Here is a 19,210-nt window from a genome sequence, read left to right on the forward strand (position 1 = left end):
TCGCTTGGCAGGATCAGTTCTTTTCCTGATCGACCAGCTTGCCGGCGGAAATCCACGGCATCATGTCGCGCAGTTTCTTACCAACCTGCTCGATCTGATGCTCATCGTTGTGACGGCGTGCTGCTTTGATGGTCGGCTGACCAACAGCGTTTTCCAGCATGAAGTCACGCACGAATTTGCCGGTTTGGATGTCCGACAGCGTCTCTTTCATCGCTTTCTTGGTCTGCTCATAGGGCAGAATGCGCGGGCCGGTGACGTATTGGCCGTACTCGGCAGTGTTCGAGATCGAATAATCCATGTTCGCGATGCCGCCTTCATAGATCAGGTCAACGATCAGCTTGGTCTCGTGTAGACACTCGAAATAGGCCATTTCGGGTGCATAACCTGCCTCAACCAGAGTTTCGAAACCACAACGGATCAGTTCGACGATACCGCCGCACAGAACGGCCTGCTCACCGAACAGGTCGGTTTCGCATTCTTCGCGGAAGTTGGTTTCGATGATGCCCGAGCGGCCGCCACCGATGGCCGAGCAGTAGGACAGACCGATTTCCAGCGCCTTGCCGGTTGCGTCGCTATCGACCGCAACAAGGCAGGGCACGCCGCCGCCTTTGACGTATTCGCCGCGCACGGTGTGGCCGGGGCCTTTTGGGGCCATCATGATGACGTCGATGCCTTCTTTCGGCTCAATCAGACCAAAGTGGACATTCAGGCCATGGGCAAAAGCAATGGCCGAGCCGGGCTTGATGTTGTCATGCACGTATTTCTTGTAGGTCTCGGCCTGCAGTTCGTCGGGCATGGTGAACATGATGACGTCGCACCAGGCTGCCGCTTCGGCGATGCCCATGACTTCCAGGCCTTCGGCTTCAGCTTTCTTGGCCGATGCGGAGCCTTCGCGCAGAGCGACGACAAGGTTCTTCGCGCCCGAGTCGCGCAGGTTCAGTGCGTGGGCGTGGCCTTGCGAGCCGTAGCCCAGGATCGCCACTTTCTTGTCTTTGATCAGGTTGATGTCGCAATCGCGATCGTAATAGACGCGCATGTCGCCGGTCCTTTCTGGTTAGATTGCCGAGGGTTTTACCTGCCGGATGTTGTATTGGCGATAGGGTTGCACTTGAGTATTTGTGAAAAAGATGAAGAATAATTCGTGTAACACCAGAAATGCGAAAAATTCATGCTTGATGACATAGACCGCCGAATCCTGCGCCACTTTCAGGCCGATCCCAGCCTGACTGCTGCGGAACTGGCCGAGCGTTGCCGTATCAGCCAGGGTGTCTGCTGGCGCCGGGTCGAAAAGATGCAGGCCGCCGGGATCATTCAGGGGCACGAGGCCGTGATCGACTGGGCAGCGCTTGGGTATGCAGTCGAGGTTTCTCTGCGCGTAACGCTGGACAAGACTCAATCGCGCGCGTTTGACGAATTTACTGCCGCCGCCCGGCAAGTGCCCGAGGTGATCGAATTGCAAACATTTCTGGGCAGGGTGGATGTGCGGCTGTCCGTGATTGCCAGAGACATGTCACACTACCAACAACTCTACCGTGACCGCATTCTGACCCTGCCGCATATCGCGGATATTGAGGCCTTGATGCATATCGCGAGGGTCAAGAGCGAAGAGGTCTTGCCGGTATGACCGAATTGGATGAGCTGGACCGAAAAATACTGTGTGCGTTGGCTCAGGACGCCTCCCAGAGCGCCGGGGCGTTGGGGCGTAAGCTGGGTCTGTCACAACCGGCGACATGGCGCCGCATCCGCCGGCTGGAAACCTCGGGCGTTATCAAAGGTCGCCGGCTGCGCCTGAATGCCGAGGCGTTGGGATTTGGCGTGACGGTATTCCTTGGCGTGAAACTGGCGCGCAAGGGGCAGGTCAGTCTGGAGGATTTTGAGCGTGCCGTCAGTGCTATTCCAGAAGTTCAGACCGTCGAGCATGTGCTGGGTCTGTACGATTATCGCCTGCGAGTGGTTGCCCGCGACCTGTCCGATTTTGAGCGGGTCCTGCGCCGGCGGATCATGACCTTACCCGGCGCAGGGGATGTCGAAGCTAACGTCCTGCTAAGTGAGGAACGTTTGCCGGGACCGATCGGATAAGCCCGTTCAGTACCGCGTGCGGATGCAATATCCGGGATGGTGCGTCATCCGGGCAAATGCCATCGGATTTCCGTTCTTCCAGGTCGTGCGCTCTAGCTGGATCATCGACGTTCCGGGGGTTGTTCCCATGAATTCCGCCAATCGTCCGTCCGCGGATATCGCGCAAAAGGAGACCTCAGCCTCGGTAAACGGAGAGGCGTTCAGTAGCCATTCATGAGGGCCGTGGTTGGTCAGATCGGCATGTTCGATTTCGGGCACCGCATCTATGTTGATCCAGCGTTCTTCCAATTGGAAGGGACGGTTATCTGCATAGTGCATACAGATGACTTGCAGGACGCGAATGTCCGCCGATACACCGATCTGTGAAGCCAGCCAACCGGGGCTTGCGACCACGTTGCGTTCGACCAGCGAGTACCGATAGGTTGCATTTTGGTTTTCAACCGTTTGACGAGCCAAAGAAAATTCCAGCTTGGCATGCTTGCTGGGTTCCTTTTTGACCCGGGTCCCGCTTTTGCGTTTGCGCTCGACAAAGCCCTGATCGGACAGTTCGCGCAGGGCACGGTTCACTGTAGCGCGTGCGCAATTGAATTCCTCGGCAAGTTGCGTTTCGGTTGGCAGAAGCGATCCCTGCGGCCAAATGCGGCTTTCAATCCGCCGTTTGACTTCGTCCCTTACAACTTGAAAACTGATCCGCTTATGCGCATTCACCTGTCGAAATACCTTTCTTCTGTAAAGTGAGTGCATCTGGTCAGAAACACGTCAGAGTGTAAAGGGCAGCTGACACTAATTGGCGTCATTTCTTGCCAAATTCGACCAACAAAATATCATTTGAGTGTTTTGTTTTTAGTTCCCTTAGGTCAGATATTCGGGTTCAGTACGGGTCTCGGCAAATTAACCCGGGTCGCGAGGCCGCTGACGACAATTTGAAAGGACAAACCATGCCAGCGCTATTGGACACCGTCGATCCCTCTGGGCTCGAAGAGTTCTCGGTCGTGTTTACGGATAGGTCGCTGAACCACATGTCGGTTCAGTTTCAGCAGGTGATGCGCGACATCTCGGGCTTGCTGAAGGATGTGTATAATGCGGATGGTGTGGCGATTATCCCTGGTGGTGGCACCTATGGCATGGAGGCCGTCGCCCGGCAATTTGCGCGCAACGCCAATGTATTGGTCGTTCGGAATGGGTGGTTTTCCTACCGCTGGAGCCAGATTATCGAATCCGGTGATCTGACGGCGTCAGCGACGGTTCTCAAAGCCCGTGAAACCGGCAATTCCAGCCCGTCTCCCTTTGCCCCCGCACCGATTGACGAGGTTGTTTCAACAATCCGTGAACAGCGTCCGGATGTTGTATTTGCCCCACATGTAGAGACCTCGGCCGGTGTCATTCTGCCCGATGATTACGTGACCGCCATGGCCGCCGCGGCGCACGAGGTGGGGGCCTTAATGGTGCTGGACTGCATCGCGTCGGGTTGTGCCTGGGTCGATATGAAGGCCACCGGTGTGGACGTCCTGATCTCGGCGCCCCAGAAAGGGTGGAGTGCATCGCCCTGCGCTGGCCTTGTCATGCTATCTGAGCGTGCCGAAGCGCGGTTGGAGGAGACGACGTCCGACAGTTTTGCCGTTGATCTGAAAAAATGGCGACAGATCATGCAAGCCTATGAAAATGGTGGGCATGCGTATCACGCGACCATGCCAACGGATGCGTTGAAGGCGTTCCGCGATACGATGGTCGAGACCCGCGATTATGGGTTCGACAAGCTGCGGGACGCCCAATGGGCGTTGGGCGATGGAGTGCGGGCGATGCTGCGGGACAAGGGCATCGTCTCGGTAGCAGCGGACGGATTTGGCGCGCCGGGTGTCGTGGTCAGCTATACCTCGGACCCGGATGTTCAGAATGGTAAGAAGTTTGCGACGTTGGGCATGCAGATCGCAGCAGGTGTGCCGCTGCAATGTGATGAGCCTGAAGGGTTCAGCACCTTCCGCCTTGGTCTGTTTGGTCTGGACAAACTGTACGACGTCGACGGCACCATCGGGCGGCTCAAGCGCGTGCTGGATCAGGTTCTGTGAAACCATTCGGGCCTTAGCGTACGCCGAGGCCCATTTGCATCAAGGTCTTGCGAACAGCCGGTAGAGAATAGAGCGCATTTAGCCCCATTGCCCGGACGTCCCTTAACGGTCGCGCCTCGATCATCGAGGCGCGGTTTAACAGATCAATTCCTTTGACCCGCATCTCGATCTCGGTGTGGCGGGCTTTGTGATAGGCATCGAGCATCTGCGCGTCGCCCAGACCTTCGGGGCGGGCCTTAGCCAGTTCCAGCAGACTGCTCAGATCGCCCAGCGACATGTTCAATCCCTGTGCACCAATTGGTGGCACCACATGGGCGGCCTCGGCCATTAGTGCAACTCGCTCGCCTGATAAACGTTCTGCTGACTGGCTGATGATCGGCCAGATGGTCCGGCGCGAAGCCAGTTTTAACGGTCCGAACAACCCACAGGACCGTTCGGTCATCAACGCTTCAAACGCCTCGGGCTCGGTGTTGAGCAACTCAACCGCGCGGGGTCCGCGCTCCATCCACACAATCGCCGAAGACGGTTGCCCCTGCCAATCGGGCAGGGGGACCAGGGTGAACGGCCCGCCCGAGCGGTGAATTTCGGTCGAAACATTGTCGTGCGGGATGGGATGTGTGACTGCAAAGGCCAATGCTTTCTGGCCATAGCGCGTGGTATGGACGTTGATCCCAGCCGCCTCGCGCATGGGAGAGTTGCGCCCGTCAGCGGCGACCACCAGTTTGCAACGAATGCGGCTGCCGTCACTCAGGCCGACACGCGCTTCGGCAGTGCGGGTGAACAGACTGACAGTGCCAGTACCGGGGCGGAAATCGACGTTGGGCAGTTCGGCCAGTCGTGCCACCATCTCGCGTCGCAACAGCCAGTTGGGCAGGTTCCAGCCGAAGGGCAGATCCGAAATATCTGCGGCGTTGAAATCGCGTACCACGCGGGGTTCAGGAACATCTCCACCTGCGTCCACAATCCGCATGATCTGCAAGGGGGCCGCGTGTGCGTCCAGCCGTTGCCACAACCCACATTGCTCTAACAAGCCGTGCGCCGGTTGCAAAAAGGCGGTGGTCCGCAAATCAGAGCCGTCCACGTCGCGCTCGGTTATCGGGAGCGTCGGGTCGACACAAATAACGTCGAACCCGGCGGTTCCAAAGGCTGCCGCAGCGGTCAGACCGGCGATTCCGCCGCCTGAAATCAGGATGTCACAGCTGTCTTTCATGACCTTGGCCTCCGAGTGTTGGGCAGAACCTAGTTCGGTTCTGCATCGGGTGCCAAGTGACATCCTGTCCCGCGTGTCAGCCGCGTGAAATCAGGATGAGGATCAGGAACATCACCGGCACCATCATCACGGCTGGGATGTATAGGCCCGGCAGACCGAACAACAGGGCAGAACAGCCCCACATGCTGAAAATCGCGGCCGCTGTATAACCCCACTCTTCGCCCTTTGCATGAGCGGCATCTTTGACTAACCAGCCAAACAGGGGAACTGCAAATAACAGGCGCTGCCAGATGGGCAGGCGTCCGGGCATCTCGATCGCGCTCATGGGGTCTCCGATTCTGTTCGTCGCTGAGGCGCATATAGGGTCGATCATGCACCTGCAGAATGTGCAGATCGTCGCAGTGTGACAGCCTATCGCAGGCGGGACAGAAACGCAGTCAGGTCGTCGGTGTGATGGTGGATATGATCGGCCTTATGCGGCTCGGGCGCGACGTGAACTGTGCGCATTCCCATCGCGTGCGGAGCAGCCAGATTGCGCGGATCATCTTCAAACATGGCCGCCTTGTCGGCGTCGATGCCATCCTGTGCAAAGATCGCCTCGAACGCGGCCTGTTTAGGTTTTGGAAGATAGCCCGCGTGTTCTACGCCATAAACCGCATCGAACAAACCGCTGAGACCGCGTGCTTTTAGCACACGTTCGGCATAAGGCGCGCTGCCGTTGGTGTAAACGATGCGACGGCCAGGCAGGCACCGGATGTTGTCGGCCAACTCGGCGTCGGGGTCCATGTGGCTCATGTCCACCTGATGCACGGCGTACAGATAGGGTTCGGGGTCCAGGTCATGCTCGGCCATCAAGCCGGCCAGCGTGGTGCCGTATTCCCGCCAATAGTGCGAGCGCAGACGATCCGCCTCGGCTCGGTCGACGCCAATGGCCTGCACCACGTAGTCCGTCATCAGAACCTCGATCTGGTCGAATAGTTGCATATGAGGCGGGTACAGCGTGTTGTCGAGGTCGAACACCCATTGGGTGACGTGCGAAAAAGAAGGTTTGACCATGAGTTGGGTTTAGGCCGCCATGCACAGGTTTTCAATGCTACACTTGATTGCACGGGCCTGAGGCGGATAGACATGTCCGAACGAGGAGAAAAAACACCCCATGCCGCAATCCCGTCAGCCCAACAAAGACGCCTATAGCCTTATTCTCGAAGCGATTGATGTGGGCGTTTACAAGCCCGGCGACCGATTGGTCGAAAGTGAGCTGGCAGAACGATTTGGCGTGTCTCGTACACCTATCCGCGAAGCGTTGCAGCGACTTGAGACGCAGTCCCTGCTAGAGCGTGACGGACGATCACTGATCGTGGCCTCATTGGATCACAACCAAATGGCCGAACTTTATGTGGTTCGGCGCGAATTGGAAGGGTTGGCCGCAAAGCTGGCCGCGAAACACGCCACCGAAGAAGAGATCAAAGTGCTACAGGACATGGTCGCCGCTGACGATGCGCTGGTGAATGATCCAACGGCACTGTCGCGGGCCAACCGGCGGTTTCATGAACAGATCCATCTGGCTTCGCACAACCGGTATCTGGTGCAGCAGTTGAATCTTGTGCACCGCACAATGGCTCTGATGGCTACGACCTCGCTTGCCGTTCAGGGCCGTGGCGAGATTGCGCAAAGTGAGCATAAGGGCATTGTCGAGGCGATCACCGCCCGTGATGAAGAGGCGGCAGAGCGCGCGCTGAAAGAACATATCTCGGTGGCCTTCATGACCCGGCTGAAACAGGATGCGGTGTTGCGCGAGAAATGACCGTCAGTGCGGCTGTACTTCTTCGCGGGCCTGCCCATGCTGAGTTTTGTCCCAGAAGAACGGGTTGCTGGCTAGCTCCCACAGGGCTTTGTAGGCGGCTAATACGCCTAGCGGAAAATACAGCGGCATTGTCGGAACCCACGGCATAAGGAATCGTCTTTCCTGTGCTGCTACGGCCAGCATTCCAACGATCAGATTGGTAATTTCGGCCACCAGAAACAGGCTGATGAGTGCGTAGAAGGCCCAATCAGACAAAAGCGGATCGAACGGGCCAGGCAAGCCCAATGTCGCCAACCAGAACAGCCATAGGACTGGTGCCAGTAGAAACTGGCCAATAGTCCCCAAGAAGAACGCCTGAACACCAAGAAATCGCTTGAGCCCGATGTCGCTTATCAGACGCCGCGGCGCACGCATGTGCACCAAATAGGTCACCATGAACCCCTTCAGCCAGCGCGAGCGCTGCTTGACCCACGGCCAGGCACGAAAGTTTGCCTCTTCATAGGTGGTGGTATCGACCATCTCGGTTCGATACCCCGCACGGCTGAGGCGCACGCCCAGATCTGCATCCTCGGTTACGTTGTGGGCATCCCAGCCGCCAAGCTCCAGCAATTTATCCCTGCGAAAATAGAATGTTGTGCCCCCAAGGGGGACGACCAGACCCAGATTCGCAATGCCTTGCAGGATGATCCGAAACCAGCTGTTGTATTCGATGGTAAAGCAGCGTGACCGCCAATTTGTGCGCGGGTTGTAATAATCCAGAACACCTTGCAGGCAGACGACATCTTCGCCAGCCCGCGCAAAATGCCGGACCACGCGTTCGATCTGATCCGGTTGCGGGGCGTCCTCGGCATCCCACACACCCAGAATGTCCCCACGACAAAAATCCAGCGCGTAGTTCATCGCTCGGGGCTTTGTCGTCAGTCCGTTCAGTTCCGGGACTTCCACCGTTCTGATCCAGCTAGGCAGATCCACTCGGCTTAATGTGGTGCGCGTGACCTCATCTGAGGCTTCCAGTACCAGAATGACGTCCAACAACGCTTTTGGGTAGGTCAGGCGTTGCAGCCGCCTTATCAAAGCGCCTGCAATCTCTCGTTCTTTGTAAAGGGGCACCATCATCGATACGCGCGGCAATCGCAGTGGAACAGGCTCGGGGGTTGGGCACACTTGGCGGCATCTCATAAGGTATGAGACCAAGCCCACAATGCGCAAAACCATGAACAAGAGCAGTGAAACGGTGGCCGTGGTCAAAAGAGCAGCCAGACCAACCAGAGGAAAGGCTGTAAAAAAGAAAAGAAGTCCCGCAAGGGCCGCGATGGGACCCGCGCGCTTTGTCGGCGTCCATGATCGACAGCTCTGATCCTTGTCGACCCGGGTTTCCGCGCCTTTTGCCAAAGTGTCGGAAAACGCGCTGGCAATTGCATGATCAATCTGACTGACCGATGCAAGTACCGGGGCAATCGTGTGTTCAGTGTCGAACAGGGCGGCGCGGACCGCGGCAAAGCGGTTCGGATCAGCGGTCGCGATCAGCAGGATCGGGCCGATGCGTTGCCATGGGATCACATTATGCTTCAGCCAGAACTCGACCGGTTTGATGTCACATAAGCTCGGGGAAGGGGGCGTGTCTTTCAGATCGGCGATTTGCAGGTTGGTTTGCTCGGACAGGGCATCCATGACCTCCTGACGGCTGATCCAACCCTCACCTACAAGGATCTCGCCCAGTGGGGCCTGTTGTCTGGACTGCAGATGCAGAGCCATTTCCAGTTGCGCGGTGGTGATACATCCACGTTCGACCAAACAGGTGCCTAGGGGTTTCCGCGACCGATTGGAAATCGGCGCGGCGCGCGCGAATTGCTGCAGGCTATGTTCAACCATAAAAAAACCCTGACACGGTGACCCGCGTCAGGGTTGCTCAATCAAGGTTAACAGCGCGTTAACACTAAACGATGAAGTGGTTAAGCCTGTTCTTTCTTGTCTGCCATAGCTTCGGCAAAGCGTTCAAACAGATAGTAGCTGTCCTGTGGGCCAGGCGAGGCCTCGGGGTGGTGCTGCACTGAATAGACAGGGCGATCGGTCATGCGGATGCCGCAGTTGGACCCGTCAAACAACGAGCGGTGGGTTTCCACAACGCCGTCGGGCAGGGACTGGGCGTCCACCGCGAAGCCATGGTTCATCGAGGTGATCTCGACCTTGCCGGTATCCAGGTCTTTGACCGGGTGGTTGGCCCCGTGGTGGCCGTGGTTCATTTTGACGGTATGGCCGCCCAAAGCCAGCGCCAGCATCTGATGTCCCAGACAGATGCCAAAGACGGGCAGGTCGGTGGTGCCCAAAACGTCTTTGATCATCGGCACGGCGTATTCACCGGTGGCTGCCGGGTCTCCGGGGCCGTTCGACAGGAACACGCCATCGGGATTATGGGCCAGCACCTCGGCGGCCGTCGCTGTTGCAGGCAGAACCGTGACGTCGCATCCGGCCGAGGCGAGGCAGCGCAGGATATTGCGCTTTGCGCCAAAGTCCACGGCGACAACTTTATGAACCGGAGCTTCCTGACGTTTGTACCCGTCTGGCCAGGCCCACCGCATTTCATCCCAGCGATAGCTTTGGGCGCAGGTGACCTCTTTGGCCAGATCCATACCTTCCAGACCGGCAAAGCCACGCGCGGCAGCAACCAGGGCCTCGATATCAAAGTTTCCGTCGGGATCATGTGACAACGCGACATGTGGTGCGCCTTGCTGACGGATGGCACGGGTCAGGCGACGCGTGTCCACACCACCGATGGCGATGCGGCCACGGCGGGCCAGCCAGGTTTTCAATTCTTCGGCCGAGCGCCAGTTCGAGGGCTCGGTCGGGTCCCATTTGACCACCATCCCGGCGGCAACCGGATCGCCGGTCTCGTCATCCTCGGGGTTCACGCCGACATTGCCGATATGAGGGAAGGTGAAGGTCACGATCTGTCCCGCATAAGAGGGGTCAGTCATGATTTCCTGATATCCGGTCATGGCGGTGTTAAAGCACAGTTCAGCCACGGTTTGGCCGGTGGCGCCGAAGCCCATACCGTAGAACAATGTACCGTCGGCCAATGCCAGACATGCGGTGGGCTTGGACGGGGCGTTCTGGGCCATGGCGCGACTCTCCTGCAAGGTAAACCGGCGCATACCTAAGGGGGTTGTACGCTCGGGTCAAGTCTGTTCAATTTTTGGGCTATTGTTTAAAATCAACAAGTTAACCATATGCACCCCCTGTTGTATCGCGCTTTTTGTTTCGATATGGTCGGGGTTCCTTTGCCATGGGGATGGACAGAACATATGGATATGCGATCACGGGTGAACACTGCCCTGAAGCAAGCAATGAAAGACAAGGATGCCGAGCGCTTGTCGACGCTGCGCCTGATTAATGCTGCGATCAAGGACCGTGACATCGCCTCGCGCGCGTCTGACAACGAAGAAGCCAAAGGCTGCGGCGACACAGAGGTGCTTGAAATTCTTGGTAAAATGACCAAGCAGCGCAAGGAAAGCGCCCGCGCTTATGAAGAGGGCAGCCGATTGGATCTGGCCGAACGGGAACTGCGCGAGGTCGAGGTCATCGAGGAATTCTTGCCCAAGCAATTGGACGATGACGAGGTGAGCAAGGCCATTCAGACCGCAATCACGGCCACCGGCGCCGGGTCGATCCGCGACATGGGCAAAGTGATGGGTGAGCTGAAAACCCGCTACACCGGCCAGATGGATTTCGGCAAGGTTGGCCCGATGGTCAAAGATCAGCTCTGCGCTGCGCCAGGCGGCAGCTGCTAAGCAATATTGTTTGCGAAGATGCTAAAGCTGCGCGACAGGCTCGCGCAGTTTTTTTGTGAGCTCATCAAACAGCGAAATCCGCTCTTCCTCAGACAGAAACGCGCCGATTTCAACTTCGCGGCCGTCACCGGTCAGTGTGACATAATTCGGGACCGGGCCGCCGCGCTCATGCATTTCGGGACGCGCCCAATAGCGGTTGCAGGACCACTCCTGCTGCCCCCGTTGGGGGTGATGCTGTACCAGACGGGCTTGCGTGCGGGTCAGGGTCAACACCTCAAATACGCTGCGTGCACGGTAATTGGACTGGATCGCGAACCACAGTCCCAGAACGGTCAACAGCATGAATGGCAGCAAACCCCACAGCAAAACCGACCCAAGAACAGCCATCAGGGGAATCAAGCCAAACAGGAAGACCGCCAACACCACACGCATCGCCCAGCGTGGGGGCAGAGAGTTGTGCGGCCACAGGCGCAACTCTTGCTCGGAACTTGAGGTTTGATTCCATCGATACGGCATGGTGCAAAAATAGCGCAACACCTGCCGGTGTCTAACAGGAAAGATCAGATGACGTGCCCAACTCTGGCCCACGACAACGCGTCGTCCAGCCGGTCATCGCCCCAGAAAACCTCGCCGCGAACGACCAGGCTGGGGGCGCCAAAAACGCCCAGTTTTGTGGCCTGTTCTGTTTCGGTTTCAAGCGCCGAGATCGTGTCCGGGCTGCGGGCGCGTGCAAGGGTCAGGCGCGGGTCCTGCTGACACCGGTGCAGTGCTTCTGACAGCGCTGTTTCGCTGCCCGCCTCAATCCCTTCTTCGAACCAGATGCGGTACAGGTTTTGGGTAAAGGACTTGCCCCAGCCATCCGACATACCCAGCACAGCGACCTGATTGGCCAGCGCAAGATCCGAGATCGGGTAGGGTGCAGGAAGCGTTGCGTGCAGGTGGTACTTTGCGGCGCGCCGCTCGATATCACGCCACATATATGCGGATTTGGCCGGTTTGCCCGCAAAGGGAATGTTCTGTTGTTCGGACATTATGGTGCGCACGTTGAACGGGCGCCAATTGACGGTCGCGTCATGCTCATCACACCAATCATCCAGGCGCATGATTGTCAGGAAGCTGTATGTGCTGCCGATGGAAAACCAAAAGTCAATTTCGGGCATCTGATGGCTCCGATCCCAGGGTTTCTGGATACATGATACCCTAATTTGGGCAGATTATCGAACGCACCCTGAAATGGCGTTGCGCACGCGCCAACTCGGGTCGCTCTAAAACAGAACTTTTTCGATGGGTTGCGCGGGTTGAGGCGCAACCCCGCAGTCGGTCATCTGCCGCAAGTCAATCTCGATGCTGCGACAAAGGGCCGAGATCGGAACATCGGTCACATCCCCTTCGAACGGATCCTCCATCGAGGCGCTGACGCGTTCGGTGACAAAGAAGATCCAGCAGACCAGCGCCCCAACCGGCGCAAATGTCAGCCAGTCGAAGATAACAAGCTGCAATACGGAGATATCTGTTTCGGGGATGATCGATCGCTCGTCGTTGAACGCCAGCGGCAGCATGAAGATGAAGATCCAACTGAAGACGCGACCGACTTCGGCAACCTGTCTTGGGAACGGTGTGTTTTTGATGCGCTCACATTGCCCCTGCGTCGTCGTAAACCGCGCGAGGCGGTCCATCAGGGCGACGTGCCAATAGGGGTCAATGCCACGGCTGCGCGCCAACTCAGCAAGCTTTTCGCCCTGAAGAAACATCAGATAGGCGGCGCGATTGCTCTTGCCTTCAAGCCTGGGCAAGTCGCTTTCCAATTGGCGTTCACGCCAGCATTCGGGCTTTTGATGCAGCTCGGTGCGGTCTGAAATAGGTTTGTGTCCAAACATCCATGGACGTCGGCTGCGTCCTGTTGGTGAGGGTTGGCGCAGCTGAAAGGCAAGCATATTGAGCCATGCGATGTGACGTTCGATGAGTTCGTCGCGCAGCGCGGGATCAATCGGTGTGCCGTCGGGCAGTACCAGATTGCTAATAGTGTTGCCCCAGTCCCTGCTGGCATTGACGATCTCGCCCCAGATGCTGCGCGCTTCGGACCAGCGCGCAAAGGCCGATGTGTTTTTGAAGCCCAGAAAGAATGCCACTGCCAGCCCGAGCATGGTGACGGGCGGGCTGGGGTTCGAGATCAGCTCGATTGTCGTGAGTTCATCCGCCAGTACAACCAGCAGCGTCCATGTCAGCACGATGCAGATAAAGCCAAAGGAGCCTTTGACCATCTGTCGTACAGTTATTCCGTCGTGAAGGATCATGACCGACCGGATCCTGCGCAATTGGCGATTGCAGATCAGTCTAACGGCTTATTCTCGGGCAAGTCTATGCCAGCGTTGTTTAATTCTCGAGGTCTGAAAAATGAAAAGCCCCGCATCTGCGGGGCTTTGTCAGTCTTTCTTGCCGGGATTAGTGGGCGTGGCCTTTATCCCAGTCTTCCTGCTTTGGCAGCTGCTCGAACGTGTGCTCGGGCGGCGGGGTCGGCAGGGTCCATTCCAGCGTATCCGCGTATTCGTTCCAGGGGTTCGGCCGGGTCTCACGCTTGCCACGCAGCAGGGCGTAGATCACGATGCCGAAGAACAGCAGGAACGAGGCGAACGAGATGAACGCGCCAATCGACGATACATAGTTCCACTGGGCGAATGCCTCAGGGTAGTCGATGTAGCGGCGCGGCATGCCCTGACGGCCCAGGAAGTGCTGCGGGAAGAAGGTCAGGTTGGCGCCAATGAAGAACATCCAGAAGTGAACCTTGCCCCAGAATTCCGAGTACTGGCGACCTGTCATCTTGGAGAAGTAGAAGTACATTCCCGCAAAGATCGCAAACACGGCACCCAAGCTCATCACGTAGTGGAAGTGCGCAACCACGTAATAGGTGTCGTGATACGCACGGTCCACACCGGCCTGCGACAGAACCACACCGGTCACACCGCCAACGGTGAACAGGAACAGGAAGCCGAAGGCGAACAGCATCGGTGTCTTGAACTCGATCGAACCGCCCCACATGGTCGCGATCCACGAGAAGACCTTAACCCCGGTCGGCACCGCAATTACCATCGTGGCCAGCATGAAGTACGCCTGCTGACGCAGTGACAGGCCAACGGTGTACATGTGGTGCGCCCACACGACAAAGCCCAGCACACCAATCGCGATGATCGCCCAGACCATCGGCAGGTAACCGAAGACCGGCTTGCGCGAGAAGGTCGCGATGACGTGGCTGATGATGCCGAACCCAGGCAGGATCACGATGTACACTTCCGGGTGGCCAAAGAACCACAGGATGTGCTGGTACAGGATCGGATCGCCGCCACCGGCGGGATCAAAGAAGGTGAAGCCAAAGTTGCGATCCATCAGCAACATGGTGATCGCACCTGCCAGAACCGGCAGGGACAACAGAATCAGCCACGAGGTGACAAAGATCGACCAGCTGAACAGCGGCACCTTGAACAGGGTCATGCCCGGGGCACGCATGTTCAGGAAGGTGGTGATCATGTTGATCGCGCCGAGGATCGAGGAGGCGCCCGATACGTGCACGGCAAAGATCGCAAGGTCCATGGACATGCCGCCTTCGGTTGTCGATAGCGGCGGGTACAGAACCCAGCCTACACCCGAACCGAGCTGATCGTTACCACCGGGGCTCAGCAATGAGGCCACACCCAGCGACGTACCAGCGACATAAAGCCAGAAAGACAGGTTGTTCATCCGCGGGAAGGCCATGTCCGGTGCACCGATCTGCAACGGCATGAAATAGTTGCCAAATCCGCCGAAAAGCGCAGGGATGACCACGAAGAACATCATCAGAACACCGTGGTAGGTGATCATAACGTTCCACAGGTGTCCGTTAGGGGTGCAGAGCTCGGCTCCGCTACCGAACAGTCGGAAGCCTTCCAGGCACATATGCTGCACCCCGGGTTCCATCAATTCGATCCGCATGACAACAGTCATCAGAACTGAAATCAGACCGGCAAGTGCCGAGACGACCAGGTATAGAATCCCGATGTCCTTGTGGTTGGTCGACATGAACCAGCGCTGGAAAAATGTGCGCTGGTCTTCATGGTCGTGACCATGAATGGCTGCGTCTGCCATTATAGGTGCCTCCTGTTGCAACTGCACCGCGCAGTTGGACCTCTCCAACGCGCGGGATTCCTGCTGGTTTTAGATTGCGGGGGGACGACCTTCAATGGTCGAGTTTGATCTGGATCAAGATTAATTGTCGCGGGCAGGAGGGCGACCCGCGAAATTTTCACCAAATTCCGCATTCATCTGGGTATCAGCGCCCCGAATTCAAGGGGGCGGCTGGGAATTGCGTTCCCCGCTTGACCCGGGGCGGGGTGCGCCGCAGAACTGTCGGCAACGCGTCAATCGGAGAATTGAAATGACCGCCTATGATCCCGAGAATATTTTCGCCAAGATTTTGCGCGCAGAGATCCCTTCGAGCCGAGTATACGAAGATGACGATACGGTGGCCTTCATGGATATCATGCCGCGCGCGGACGGGCATCTGCTGGTGATCCCCAAAACCCCTTGCCGCAACATTCTGGATGCAACGCCTGCACAACTGGCGGCTGTGACCGCAACGGTCCAGAAAATGGCCAAGGCTGTCGTCGCAGCGTTCGATGCGGACGGGGTCACGATTCAGCAATTCAACGAGGCCGCCGGAGGGCAGGAGGTGTTCCACCTGCATTTCCATATTCTGCCGCGCCATGATGGTGTTGCTGTGCGGGCACCCGGAACGATGGGCGATTTCGACCTGATCGCGCAGCATGCCGAAAAGATCAAAGCTGCGCTGAGCTGACTGGGAGGCAGTTACTTCAAGTGCGTGTGTGGCCCCGCGCACTCACTATGATCGCCAAATGCGTGAAGCACGGCGCAGACATGGTCGTGCTTGCCATCGCAGGCTTTGGAAATTCGAGACAGTTCCGCCTCGAGGCTGCGCAGGCGGGAAATACGGTCCCGTAGGTCGGCCAGTTGTCTTTCGGCAATTTCATGCGCTTGGTTAAGGTCGCCGCCAGATGCGCCTTCCAGAGACAGCAAACCTTCGATGTCGGTCAGCGGTAAACCCAGATCGCGGCAATGGCGAACAAAAAGCAGTCGTTTTAAGGCAGTGTCGTCGTACCGGCGCTGATTACCCGCTGTTCGATCCGGGCGCGGCAACAGCCCCTTGTCTTCGTAAAACCGGATGGTCGGAATCTTGACCTGCGTGTGACGCGACAGATACCCAATTGAATACATCTTTTTTCCTCAGGGCTCTTGAACCTCTAGTCACTAGAGGAATTACATGCAATGTGCAGCCGTAACAAGGGACACACATTTTAGATGGCACATGATCACTCTCATAAGGGGCACAGCCACGCGCACCACCACATAGACCCGGAGGCAGGGGACGCGCGCGTTGCTTGGGCCATTGCCGTCAACATGTTCTTGACGCTGGCACAGGTCATTGGGGGCATTTTTTCAGGGTCGCTGGCGTTGATCGCCGACGCCCTGCATAATTTCTCTGACGCCATCGCGCTGGTCATCGCGTTTTTCGCCCGCAAAATCGCCCGCCGACCTGCCGATCCACGCATGAGCTTCGGCTATGGCCGGGCCGAGGTCGTCGCAGCGCTGGTCAACTACACCACTCTGGTCGTGCTGTCGGTGTACTTGTTCTACGAAGGCGTGATGCGGTTTTTTGAGCCTGAGCCGGTTAACGGCTGGATGGTCGTCTGGATCGCGGCACTGGCTTTGATTGTGGACCTTGTCACGGCTGCGCTAACTTACTCGATGGCCAAGGACAGCATGAACATCCGGGCGGCCTTTCTGCACAACGTGGCGGACGCCTTGGGATCGGTGGCCGTTATCATTGCCGGCACCGCGGTGATCCTGTTCAACTGGACATGGGTAGACCCCGCCGTCACGATCCTGATTTCGGTCTACATACTGTGGCATGTCAAAAGTGAAATTGGCGAAACGATCCGCGTTCTGATGATGGCAGCGCCCCCAGAACTGGAACCGGAAGAGGTCGCCTCGGCCATCGAGGACGTACCGGGTGTGTCCGAGGTTCACCATGTCCACCTGTGGAGCATGCAGGAGCGAGAGCCAGCGTTAACGGCCCATCTGGTCGTGGACGCGGCGGCCTGGGCCGATGCGGAAGGGGTGAGGGCTAGCGTCAGACAATCGCTCCGTGACCGGTTTGCCATTGGTCACGCCACGCTTGAGCTTGAGCAGATCGACCGCGCGTGTGTCGGGTCGTCTCGTTTTGGGCATACAGAAGAGAAACTATAGAGTGGGATGTGAATTGCCGCTCCGATTTGGGGTCGGAACGGCAGACTCGTTAACAAAAAATTTTCCGATTACTCAGGATGACCCAAGATCACCGGTTAACACACCACTCACTCTAAGAACGGTAAATCTATACTACCCGCAAACACGCGGGATGTATCCATTTGAGTGAGTTTTTCACCCATTTGCCCTATTTGTACTGTAGCCATTGGGAAATTTTGGCTCAGTATGGAAACAGCGGGGTTAAAAATTGCGGGATTGTTAACAGCGCATTGATTCTGAACGATTCGCAGGTATCGATTTAGCCCCCATTGGGGGCAAAAACCTCTGAGAAGGTTTTCCGTAGGGCGGTGTCCACGTCCACCAAAGTGACCGGCAACCCCAGATCGACAAGCGACGTAACCCCATGTTCGGTGATGCCGCAGGGGACGATGCCAGAAAAATGTTCGAGGTCAGGCTCGACATTGATCGAGATGCCGTGGAAGCTGACCCATTTGCGCAGGCGCAATCCGATCGCCGCCACTTTATCCTCGGCAGGTTGGCCTGAAGCGGTCAGTGGTTTGTCATTGCGCCGCACCCAAACACCAACGCGACCGTCACGGATTTCACCATGCACGTTGAACTCGGCAAGCGCTGCAATCACCCATTCTTCCAGTTGCTTGACGAAACGACGCACATCCTTGCCGCGTTTGTTCAGGTCCAGCATCACATAGGCCACGCGCTGGCCGGGGCCATGATAAGTGTATTCACCGCCGCGCTTGGCCTCAAAGACCGGAAAGCGATCCGGGTCGGTCAGGTCTTCGATCCGGGCCGAGGTGCCGGCGGTGTAAAGCGGCGGATGCTCCAGCAGCCACACACATTCATCTGCTTCACCGGCCGCAATTGCGGCCACGCGCGCCTCCATGAAGGCGACGGCGTCGTTGTAATCGGTCAGCCCGTCAGTGATCTTCCATTCCATGGGGGCTCCTTACCGCCGGGGCGGGGCGAAGAAAAGAGGTCACGCAGCCTCGGTCAGGCACCGCTGCAACAGGTCCGAATAGGTTTCGGCCCCTTGCGCACCGGTCACCAGGTACTTGCCAGCGAACACCATCGACGGGACACCTGAAACAGCACGGCTGGTCCAGAACTGTTGCTTTTCGCGAACCGGCGCACTGTGATCGCCCGAAGTCAGAGCCGCATGGGCAGCGTCCCGGTCCAGACCCGCCACTTGGGCCGCATCAAGCAGGACCTCGGATTGGGATACGTCCTGTTGATTGGTAAAGTAAGCCTCGAACAGGGCCATCTTCAACGGATGCTGGCGGCCTTGCGTTTCGGCCCAGTTCAGCAGTTGATGTGCTGCAAAAGTATTCACCATCCTGCTGTCGTCATTGAAGTTGAACGTAAAGCCAAGCTCGGCGCCGATCTGGGTCAGCCGATCGCGAGCCTGCTGGCTCTGCTCAACCGTAGAGCCATACTTCTCCATAATATGTTCGCGCAGGTTCTGGCCCTCTGGCGGCATATTGGGGTTCAGCTCAAAAGGATGCCATCTGAGATTAGCCAGCACGTTTTGTTCTTTCAAAGCCAGGTCCAGCTGGCGAAACCCCACGATGCACCAGGGGCACACAATGTCTGAGACGATATCAATCTGGACAATTGGGCGGGGATCTTGCGCGGTCATTGGCGGGCTCCGGGGAAGGGGGAAATAAACTCTGTCTGCAGTACAGATAAGGATGGCAACACGGAATTCAAATCGGCTTGTTTTTTGCCTCTTCACATCCTGTTCGCCACCGTCTATACGCCCCTCTACCAAGTCATTGGCAGTGCGGTCGTGGCGGAATTGGTAGACGCGCAGCGTTGAGGTCGCTGTGGGGTAACACCCGTGGAAGTTCGAGTCTTCTCGACCGCACCAGCATTTCAACTATGAAAATAAAGAGCTTAGTGAAAATAGGGCGTTAGCCTTGCAAAACGTCACATTGATCGTCACATTTTATAA

The 19,210-nt window shown here is 57.4% G+C and carries 21 protein-coding genes and 1 tRNA gene; 8 read left to right on the forward strand and 14 right to left on the reverse strand.

Going from position 1 to position 19,210, the window contains the following annotated elements; translation table 11 throughout:
- Positions 1-13: 13 nt before the first annotated feature.
- Positions 14-1,036, reverse strand: coding sequence for a ketol-acid reductoisomerase (ilvC, locus tag AC2FD9_RS01300; RefSeq protein ID WP_058273912.1), 1,023 nt, complete (start codon positions 1,034-1,036; stop codon positions 14-16).
- A 132-nt stretch (positions 1,037-1,168) separates the two neighbouring features.
- Here ilvC and AC2FD9_RS01305 point away from each other — a divergent pair, with 132 nt between their 5' ends.
- Positions 1,169-1,624, forward strand: coding sequence for an Lrp/AsnC family transcriptional regulator (locus tag AC2FD9_RS01305; RefSeq protein ID WP_496835001.1), 456 nt, complete (start codon positions 1,169-1,171; stop codon positions 1,622-1,624).
- Positions 1,621-2,079, forward strand: coding sequence for an Lrp/AsnC family transcriptional regulator (locus AC2FD9_RS01310; RefSeq protein WP_113789069.1), 459 nt, complete (start codon positions 1,621-1,623; stop codon positions 2,077-2,079). Before AC2FD9_RS01305 ends, AC2FD9_RS01310 begins: the two co-directional genes overlap by 4 nt.
- A 6-nt stretch (positions 2,080-2,085) precedes the next feature.
- Here the strand turns inward: AC2FD9_RS01310 and hutC are convergent, their stop codons facing one another.
- Positions 2,086-2,823, reverse strand: a complete 738-nt coding sequence (gene hutC, locus AC2FD9_RS01315) for a histidine utilization transcriptional repressor HutC (RefSeq protein WP_496835002.1) — start codon at positions 2,821-2,823, stop codon at positions 2,086-2,088.
- Between the two features lie 194 nt (positions 2,824-3,017).
- On the opposite strand from hutC, the gene AC2FD9_RS01320 reads away from it, so the two are divergent.
- Entirely contained in the window at positions 3,018-4,145 is a 1,128-nt protein-coding gene (locus AC2FD9_RS01320; RefSeq protein ID WP_496835004.1) for an aminotransferase class V-fold PLP-dependent enzyme, read from the forward strand.
- 13 nt (positions 4,146-4,158) lie between these two features.
- Here AC2FD9_RS01320 and AC2FD9_RS01325 read toward each other — a convergent pair whose 3' ends face one another.
- From AC2FD9_RS01325 to AC2FD9_RS01335, 3 genes are all read right to left on the reverse strand, one after another.
- Entirely contained in the window at positions 4,159-5,355 is a 1,197-nt protein-coding gene (locus tag AC2FD9_RS01325) for a UbiH/UbiF family hydroxylase (protein WP_496835005.1), read from the reverse strand.
- 76 nt (positions 5,356-5,431) lie between these two features.
- Positions 5,432-5,680, reverse strand: coding sequence for a hypothetical protein (locus AC2FD9_RS01330; RefSeq protein WP_282118726.1), 249 nt, complete (start codon positions 5,678-5,680; stop codon positions 5,432-5,434).
- A gap of 86 nt (positions 5,681-5,766) precedes the next feature.
- Positions 5,767-6,411 (reverse strand): pyrimidine 5'-nucleotidase, encoded by a 645-nt coding sequence (locus AC2FD9_RS01335; protein ID WP_282118725.1) that lies wholly within the window; start codon positions 6,409-6,411, stop codon positions 5,767-5,769.
- A gap of 100 nt (positions 6,412-6,511) precedes the next feature.
- Between AC2FD9_RS01335 and AC2FD9_RS01340 the strand changes: the two genes are divergently transcribed.
- Positions 6,512-7,159, forward strand: a complete 648-nt coding sequence (locus tag AC2FD9_RS01340; protein WP_058273905.1) for a GntR family transcriptional regulator — start codon at positions 6,512-6,514, stop codon at positions 7,157-7,159.
- 3 nt (positions 7,160-7,162) lie between these two features.
- On the opposite strand, the gene AC2FD9_RS01345 is transcribed toward AC2FD9_RS01340, so the two are convergent.
- Positions 7,163-9,031 carry a glycosyltransferase gene (locus AC2FD9_RS01345; protein ID WP_496835007.1) on the reverse strand — a complete coding sequence of 623 codons (1,869 nt, stop codon included), beginning with the start codon at positions 9,029-9,031 and terminating at the stop codon, positions 7,163-7,165.
- An 80-nt stretch (positions 9,032-9,111) separates the two neighbouring features.
- Positions 9,112-10,278, reverse strand: a complete 1,167-nt coding sequence (carA, locus tag AC2FD9_RS01350; protein ID WP_496835008.1) for a glutamine-hydrolyzing carbamoyl-phosphate synthase small subunit — start codon at positions 10,276-10,278, stop codon at positions 9,112-9,114.
- A 183-nt stretch (positions 10,279-10,461) separates the two neighbouring features.
- Between carA and AC2FD9_RS01355 the strand changes: the two genes are divergently transcribed.
- Positions 10,462-10,947, forward strand: a complete 486-nt coding sequence (locus tag AC2FD9_RS01355; protein ID WP_058274249.1) for a GatB/YqeY domain-containing protein — start codon at positions 10,462-10,464, stop codon at positions 10,945-10,947.
- A 21-nt stretch (positions 10,948-10,968) separates the two neighbouring features.
- On the opposite strand, the gene AC2FD9_RS01360 is transcribed toward AC2FD9_RS01355, so the two are convergent.
- The 4 genes from AC2FD9_RS01360 to ctaD all read right to left on the reverse strand — a co-directional run bounded on the left by AC2FD9_RS01360 (position 10,969) and on the right by ctaD (position 15,063).
- Complete coding sequence (locus AC2FD9_RS01360) at positions 10,969-11,463, reverse strand: DUF2244 domain-containing protein (protein ID WP_496835011.1); 495 nt, start codon at positions 11,461-11,463, stop codon at positions 10,969-10,971.
- A 44-nt stretch (positions 11,464-11,507) separates the two neighbouring features.
- Positions 11,508-12,107, reverse strand: a complete 600-nt coding sequence (locus AC2FD9_RS01365; protein ID WP_282168546.1) for a 2-hydroxychromene-2-carboxylate isomerase — start codon at positions 12,105-12,107, stop codon at positions 11,508-11,510.
- Positions 12,108-12,212: 105 nt separating this feature from the next.
- On the reverse strand, positions 12,213-13,241 hold the full coding sequence (locus AC2FD9_RS01370) for a bestrophin family protein (protein ID WP_496738760.1): 1,029 nt from the start codon (positions 13,239-13,241) through the stop codon (positions 12,213-12,215).
- Positions 13,242-13,389: 148 nt separating this feature from the next.
- A complete protein-coding gene (gene ctaD, locus AC2FD9_RS01375; protein WP_058277640.1) occupies positions 13,390-15,063 on the reverse strand; it encodes a cytochrome c oxidase subunit I in 1,674 nt (557 codons plus the stop codon).
- 289 nt (positions 15,064-15,352) lie between these two features.
- On the opposite strand from ctaD, the gene AC2FD9_RS01380 reads away from it, so the two are divergent.
- Positions 15,353-15,772: an HIT family protein gene (locus AC2FD9_RS01380; protein WP_282118720.1), complete on the forward strand. Its 420-nt coding sequence runs from the start codon at positions 15,353-15,355 to the stop codon at positions 15,770-15,772.
- A gap of 11 nt (positions 15,773-15,783) precedes the next feature.
- Here AC2FD9_RS01380 and AC2FD9_RS01385 read toward each other — a convergent pair whose 3' ends face one another.
- Positions 15,784-16,209, reverse strand: a complete 426-nt coding sequence (locus AC2FD9_RS01385) for a MerR family transcriptional regulator (protein ID WP_472723535.1) — start codon at positions 16,207-16,209, stop codon at positions 15,784-15,786.
- A gap of 84 nt (positions 16,210-16,293) precedes the next feature.
- Between AC2FD9_RS01385 and AC2FD9_RS01390 the strand changes: the two genes are divergently transcribed.
- Complete coding sequence (locus tag AC2FD9_RS01390; RefSeq protein ID WP_496835013.1) at positions 16,294-17,241, forward strand: cation diffusion facilitator family transporter; 948 nt, start codon at positions 16,294-16,296, stop codon at positions 17,239-17,241.
- A gap of 298 nt (positions 17,242-17,539) precedes the next feature.
- On the opposite strand, the gene lipB is transcribed toward AC2FD9_RS01390, so the two are convergent.
- Positions 17,540-18,196, reverse strand: coding sequence for a lipoyl(octanoyl) transferase LipB (gene lipB, locus AC2FD9_RS01395; protein WP_282118717.1), 657 nt, complete (start codon positions 18,194-18,196; stop codon positions 17,540-17,542).
- A 39-nt stretch (positions 18,197-18,235) separates the two neighbouring features.
- Positions 18,236-18,895, reverse strand: a complete 660-nt coding sequence (locus AC2FD9_RS01400) for a DsbA family oxidoreductase (RefSeq protein WP_496719943.1) — start codon at positions 18,893-18,895, stop codon at positions 18,236-18,238.
- 144 nt (positions 18,896-19,039) lie between these two features.
- Here AC2FD9_RS01400 and AC2FD9_RS01405 point away from each other — a divergent pair.
- Positions 19,040-19,126 (forward strand) — tRNA-Leu (locus AC2FD9_RS01405).
- The last annotated feature ends 84 nt before the right edge of the window (positions 19,127-19,210 follow it).

The organism is Ruegeria sp. YTSC230 (genome assembly GCF_059609665.1).

What these genes read in the sequence shown, in the direction of transcription:
- AC2FD9_RS01385 (WP_472723535.1), bottom strand. Translation starts at nt 16,209, where the DNA reads ATGTATTCAATTGGGTATCTGTCGCGTCACACGCAGGTCAAGATTCCG.
- AC2FD9_RS01370 (WP_496738760.1), bottom strand. Translation starts at nt 13,241, where the DNA reads ATGATCCTTCACGACGGAATAACTGTACGACAGATGGTCAAAGGCTCC.
- AC2FD9_RS01400 (WP_496719943.1), bottom strand. Translation starts at nt 18,895, where the DNA reads ATGACCGCGCAAGATCCCCGCCCAATTGTCCAGATTGATATCGTCTCA.
- AC2FD9_RS01320 (WP_496835004.1), top strand. Translation starts at nt 3,018, where the DNA reads ATGCCAGCGCTATTGGACACCGTCGATCCCTCTGGGCTCGAAGAGTTC.
- ilvC (WP_058273912.1), bottom strand. Translation starts at nt 1,036, where the DNA reads ATGCGCGTCTATTACGATCGCGATTGCGACATCAACCTGATCAAAGAC.
- AC2FD9_RS01335 (WP_282118725.1), bottom strand. Translation starts at nt 6,411, where the DNA reads ATGGTCAAACCTTCTTTTTCGCACGTCACCCAATGGGTGTTCGACCTC.
- AC2FD9_RS01310 (WP_113789069.1), top strand. Translation starts at nt 1,621, where the DNA reads ATGACCGAATTGGATGAGCTGGACCGAAAAATACTGTGTGCGTTGGCT.
- AC2FD9_RS01305 (WP_496835001.1), top strand. Translation starts at nt 1,169, where the DNA reads ATGCTTGATGACATAGACCGCCGAATCCTGCGCCACTTTCAGGCCGAT.
- carA (WP_496835008.1), bottom strand. Translation starts at nt 10,278, where the DNA reads ATGGCCCAGAACGCCCCGTCCAAGCCCACCGCATGTCTGGCATTGGCC.
- AC2FD9_RS01325 (WP_496835005.1), bottom strand. Translation starts at nt 5,355, where the DNA reads ATGAAAGACAGCTGTGACATCCTGATTTCAGGCGGCGGAATCGCCGGT.
- AC2FD9_RS01355 (WP_058274249.1), top strand. Translation starts at nt 10,462, where the DNA reads ATGGATATGCGATCACGGGTGAACACTGCCCTGAAGCAAGCAATGAAA.
- AC2FD9_RS01380 (WP_282118720.1), top strand. Translation starts at nt 15,353, where the DNA reads ATGACCGCCTATGATCCCGAGAATATTTTCGCCAAGATTTTGCGCGCA.
- AC2FD9_RS01330 (WP_282118726.1), bottom strand. Translation starts at nt 5,680, where the DNA reads ATGAGCGCGATCGAGATGCCCGGACGCCTGCCCATCTGGCAGCGCCTG.
- AC2FD9_RS01390 (WP_496835013.1), top strand. Translation starts at nt 16,294, where the DNA reads ATGGCACATGATCACTCTCATAAGGGGCACAGCCACGCGCACCACCAC.
- lipB (WP_282118717.1), bottom strand. Translation starts at nt 18,196, where the DNA reads ATGGAATGGAAGATCACTGACGGGCTGACCGATTACAACGACGCCGTC.
- AC2FD9_RS01345 (WP_496835007.1), bottom strand. Translation starts at nt 9,031, where the DNA reads ATGGTTGAACATAGCCTGCAGCAATTCGCGCGCGCCGCGCCGATTTCC.
- hutC (WP_496835002.1), bottom strand. Translation starts at nt 2,823, where the DNA reads ATGCACTCACTTTACAGAAGAAAGGTATTTCGACAGGTGAATGCGCAT.
- ctaD (WP_058277640.1), bottom strand. Translation starts at nt 15,063, where the DNA reads ATGGCAGACGCAGCCATTCATGGTCACGACCATGAAGACCAGCGCACA.
- AC2FD9_RS01360 (WP_496835011.1), bottom strand. Translation starts at nt 11,463, where the DNA reads ATGCCGTATCGATGGAATCAAACCTCAAGTTCCGAGCAAGAGTTGCGC.
- AC2FD9_RS01340 (WP_058273905.1), top strand. Translation starts at nt 6,512, where the DNA reads ATGCCGCAATCCCGTCAGCCCAACAAAGACGCCTATAGCCTTATTCTC.
- AC2FD9_RS01365 (WP_282168546.1), bottom strand. Translation starts at nt 12,107, where the DNA reads ATGCCCGAAATTGACTTTTGGTTTTCCATCGGCAGCACATACAGCTTC.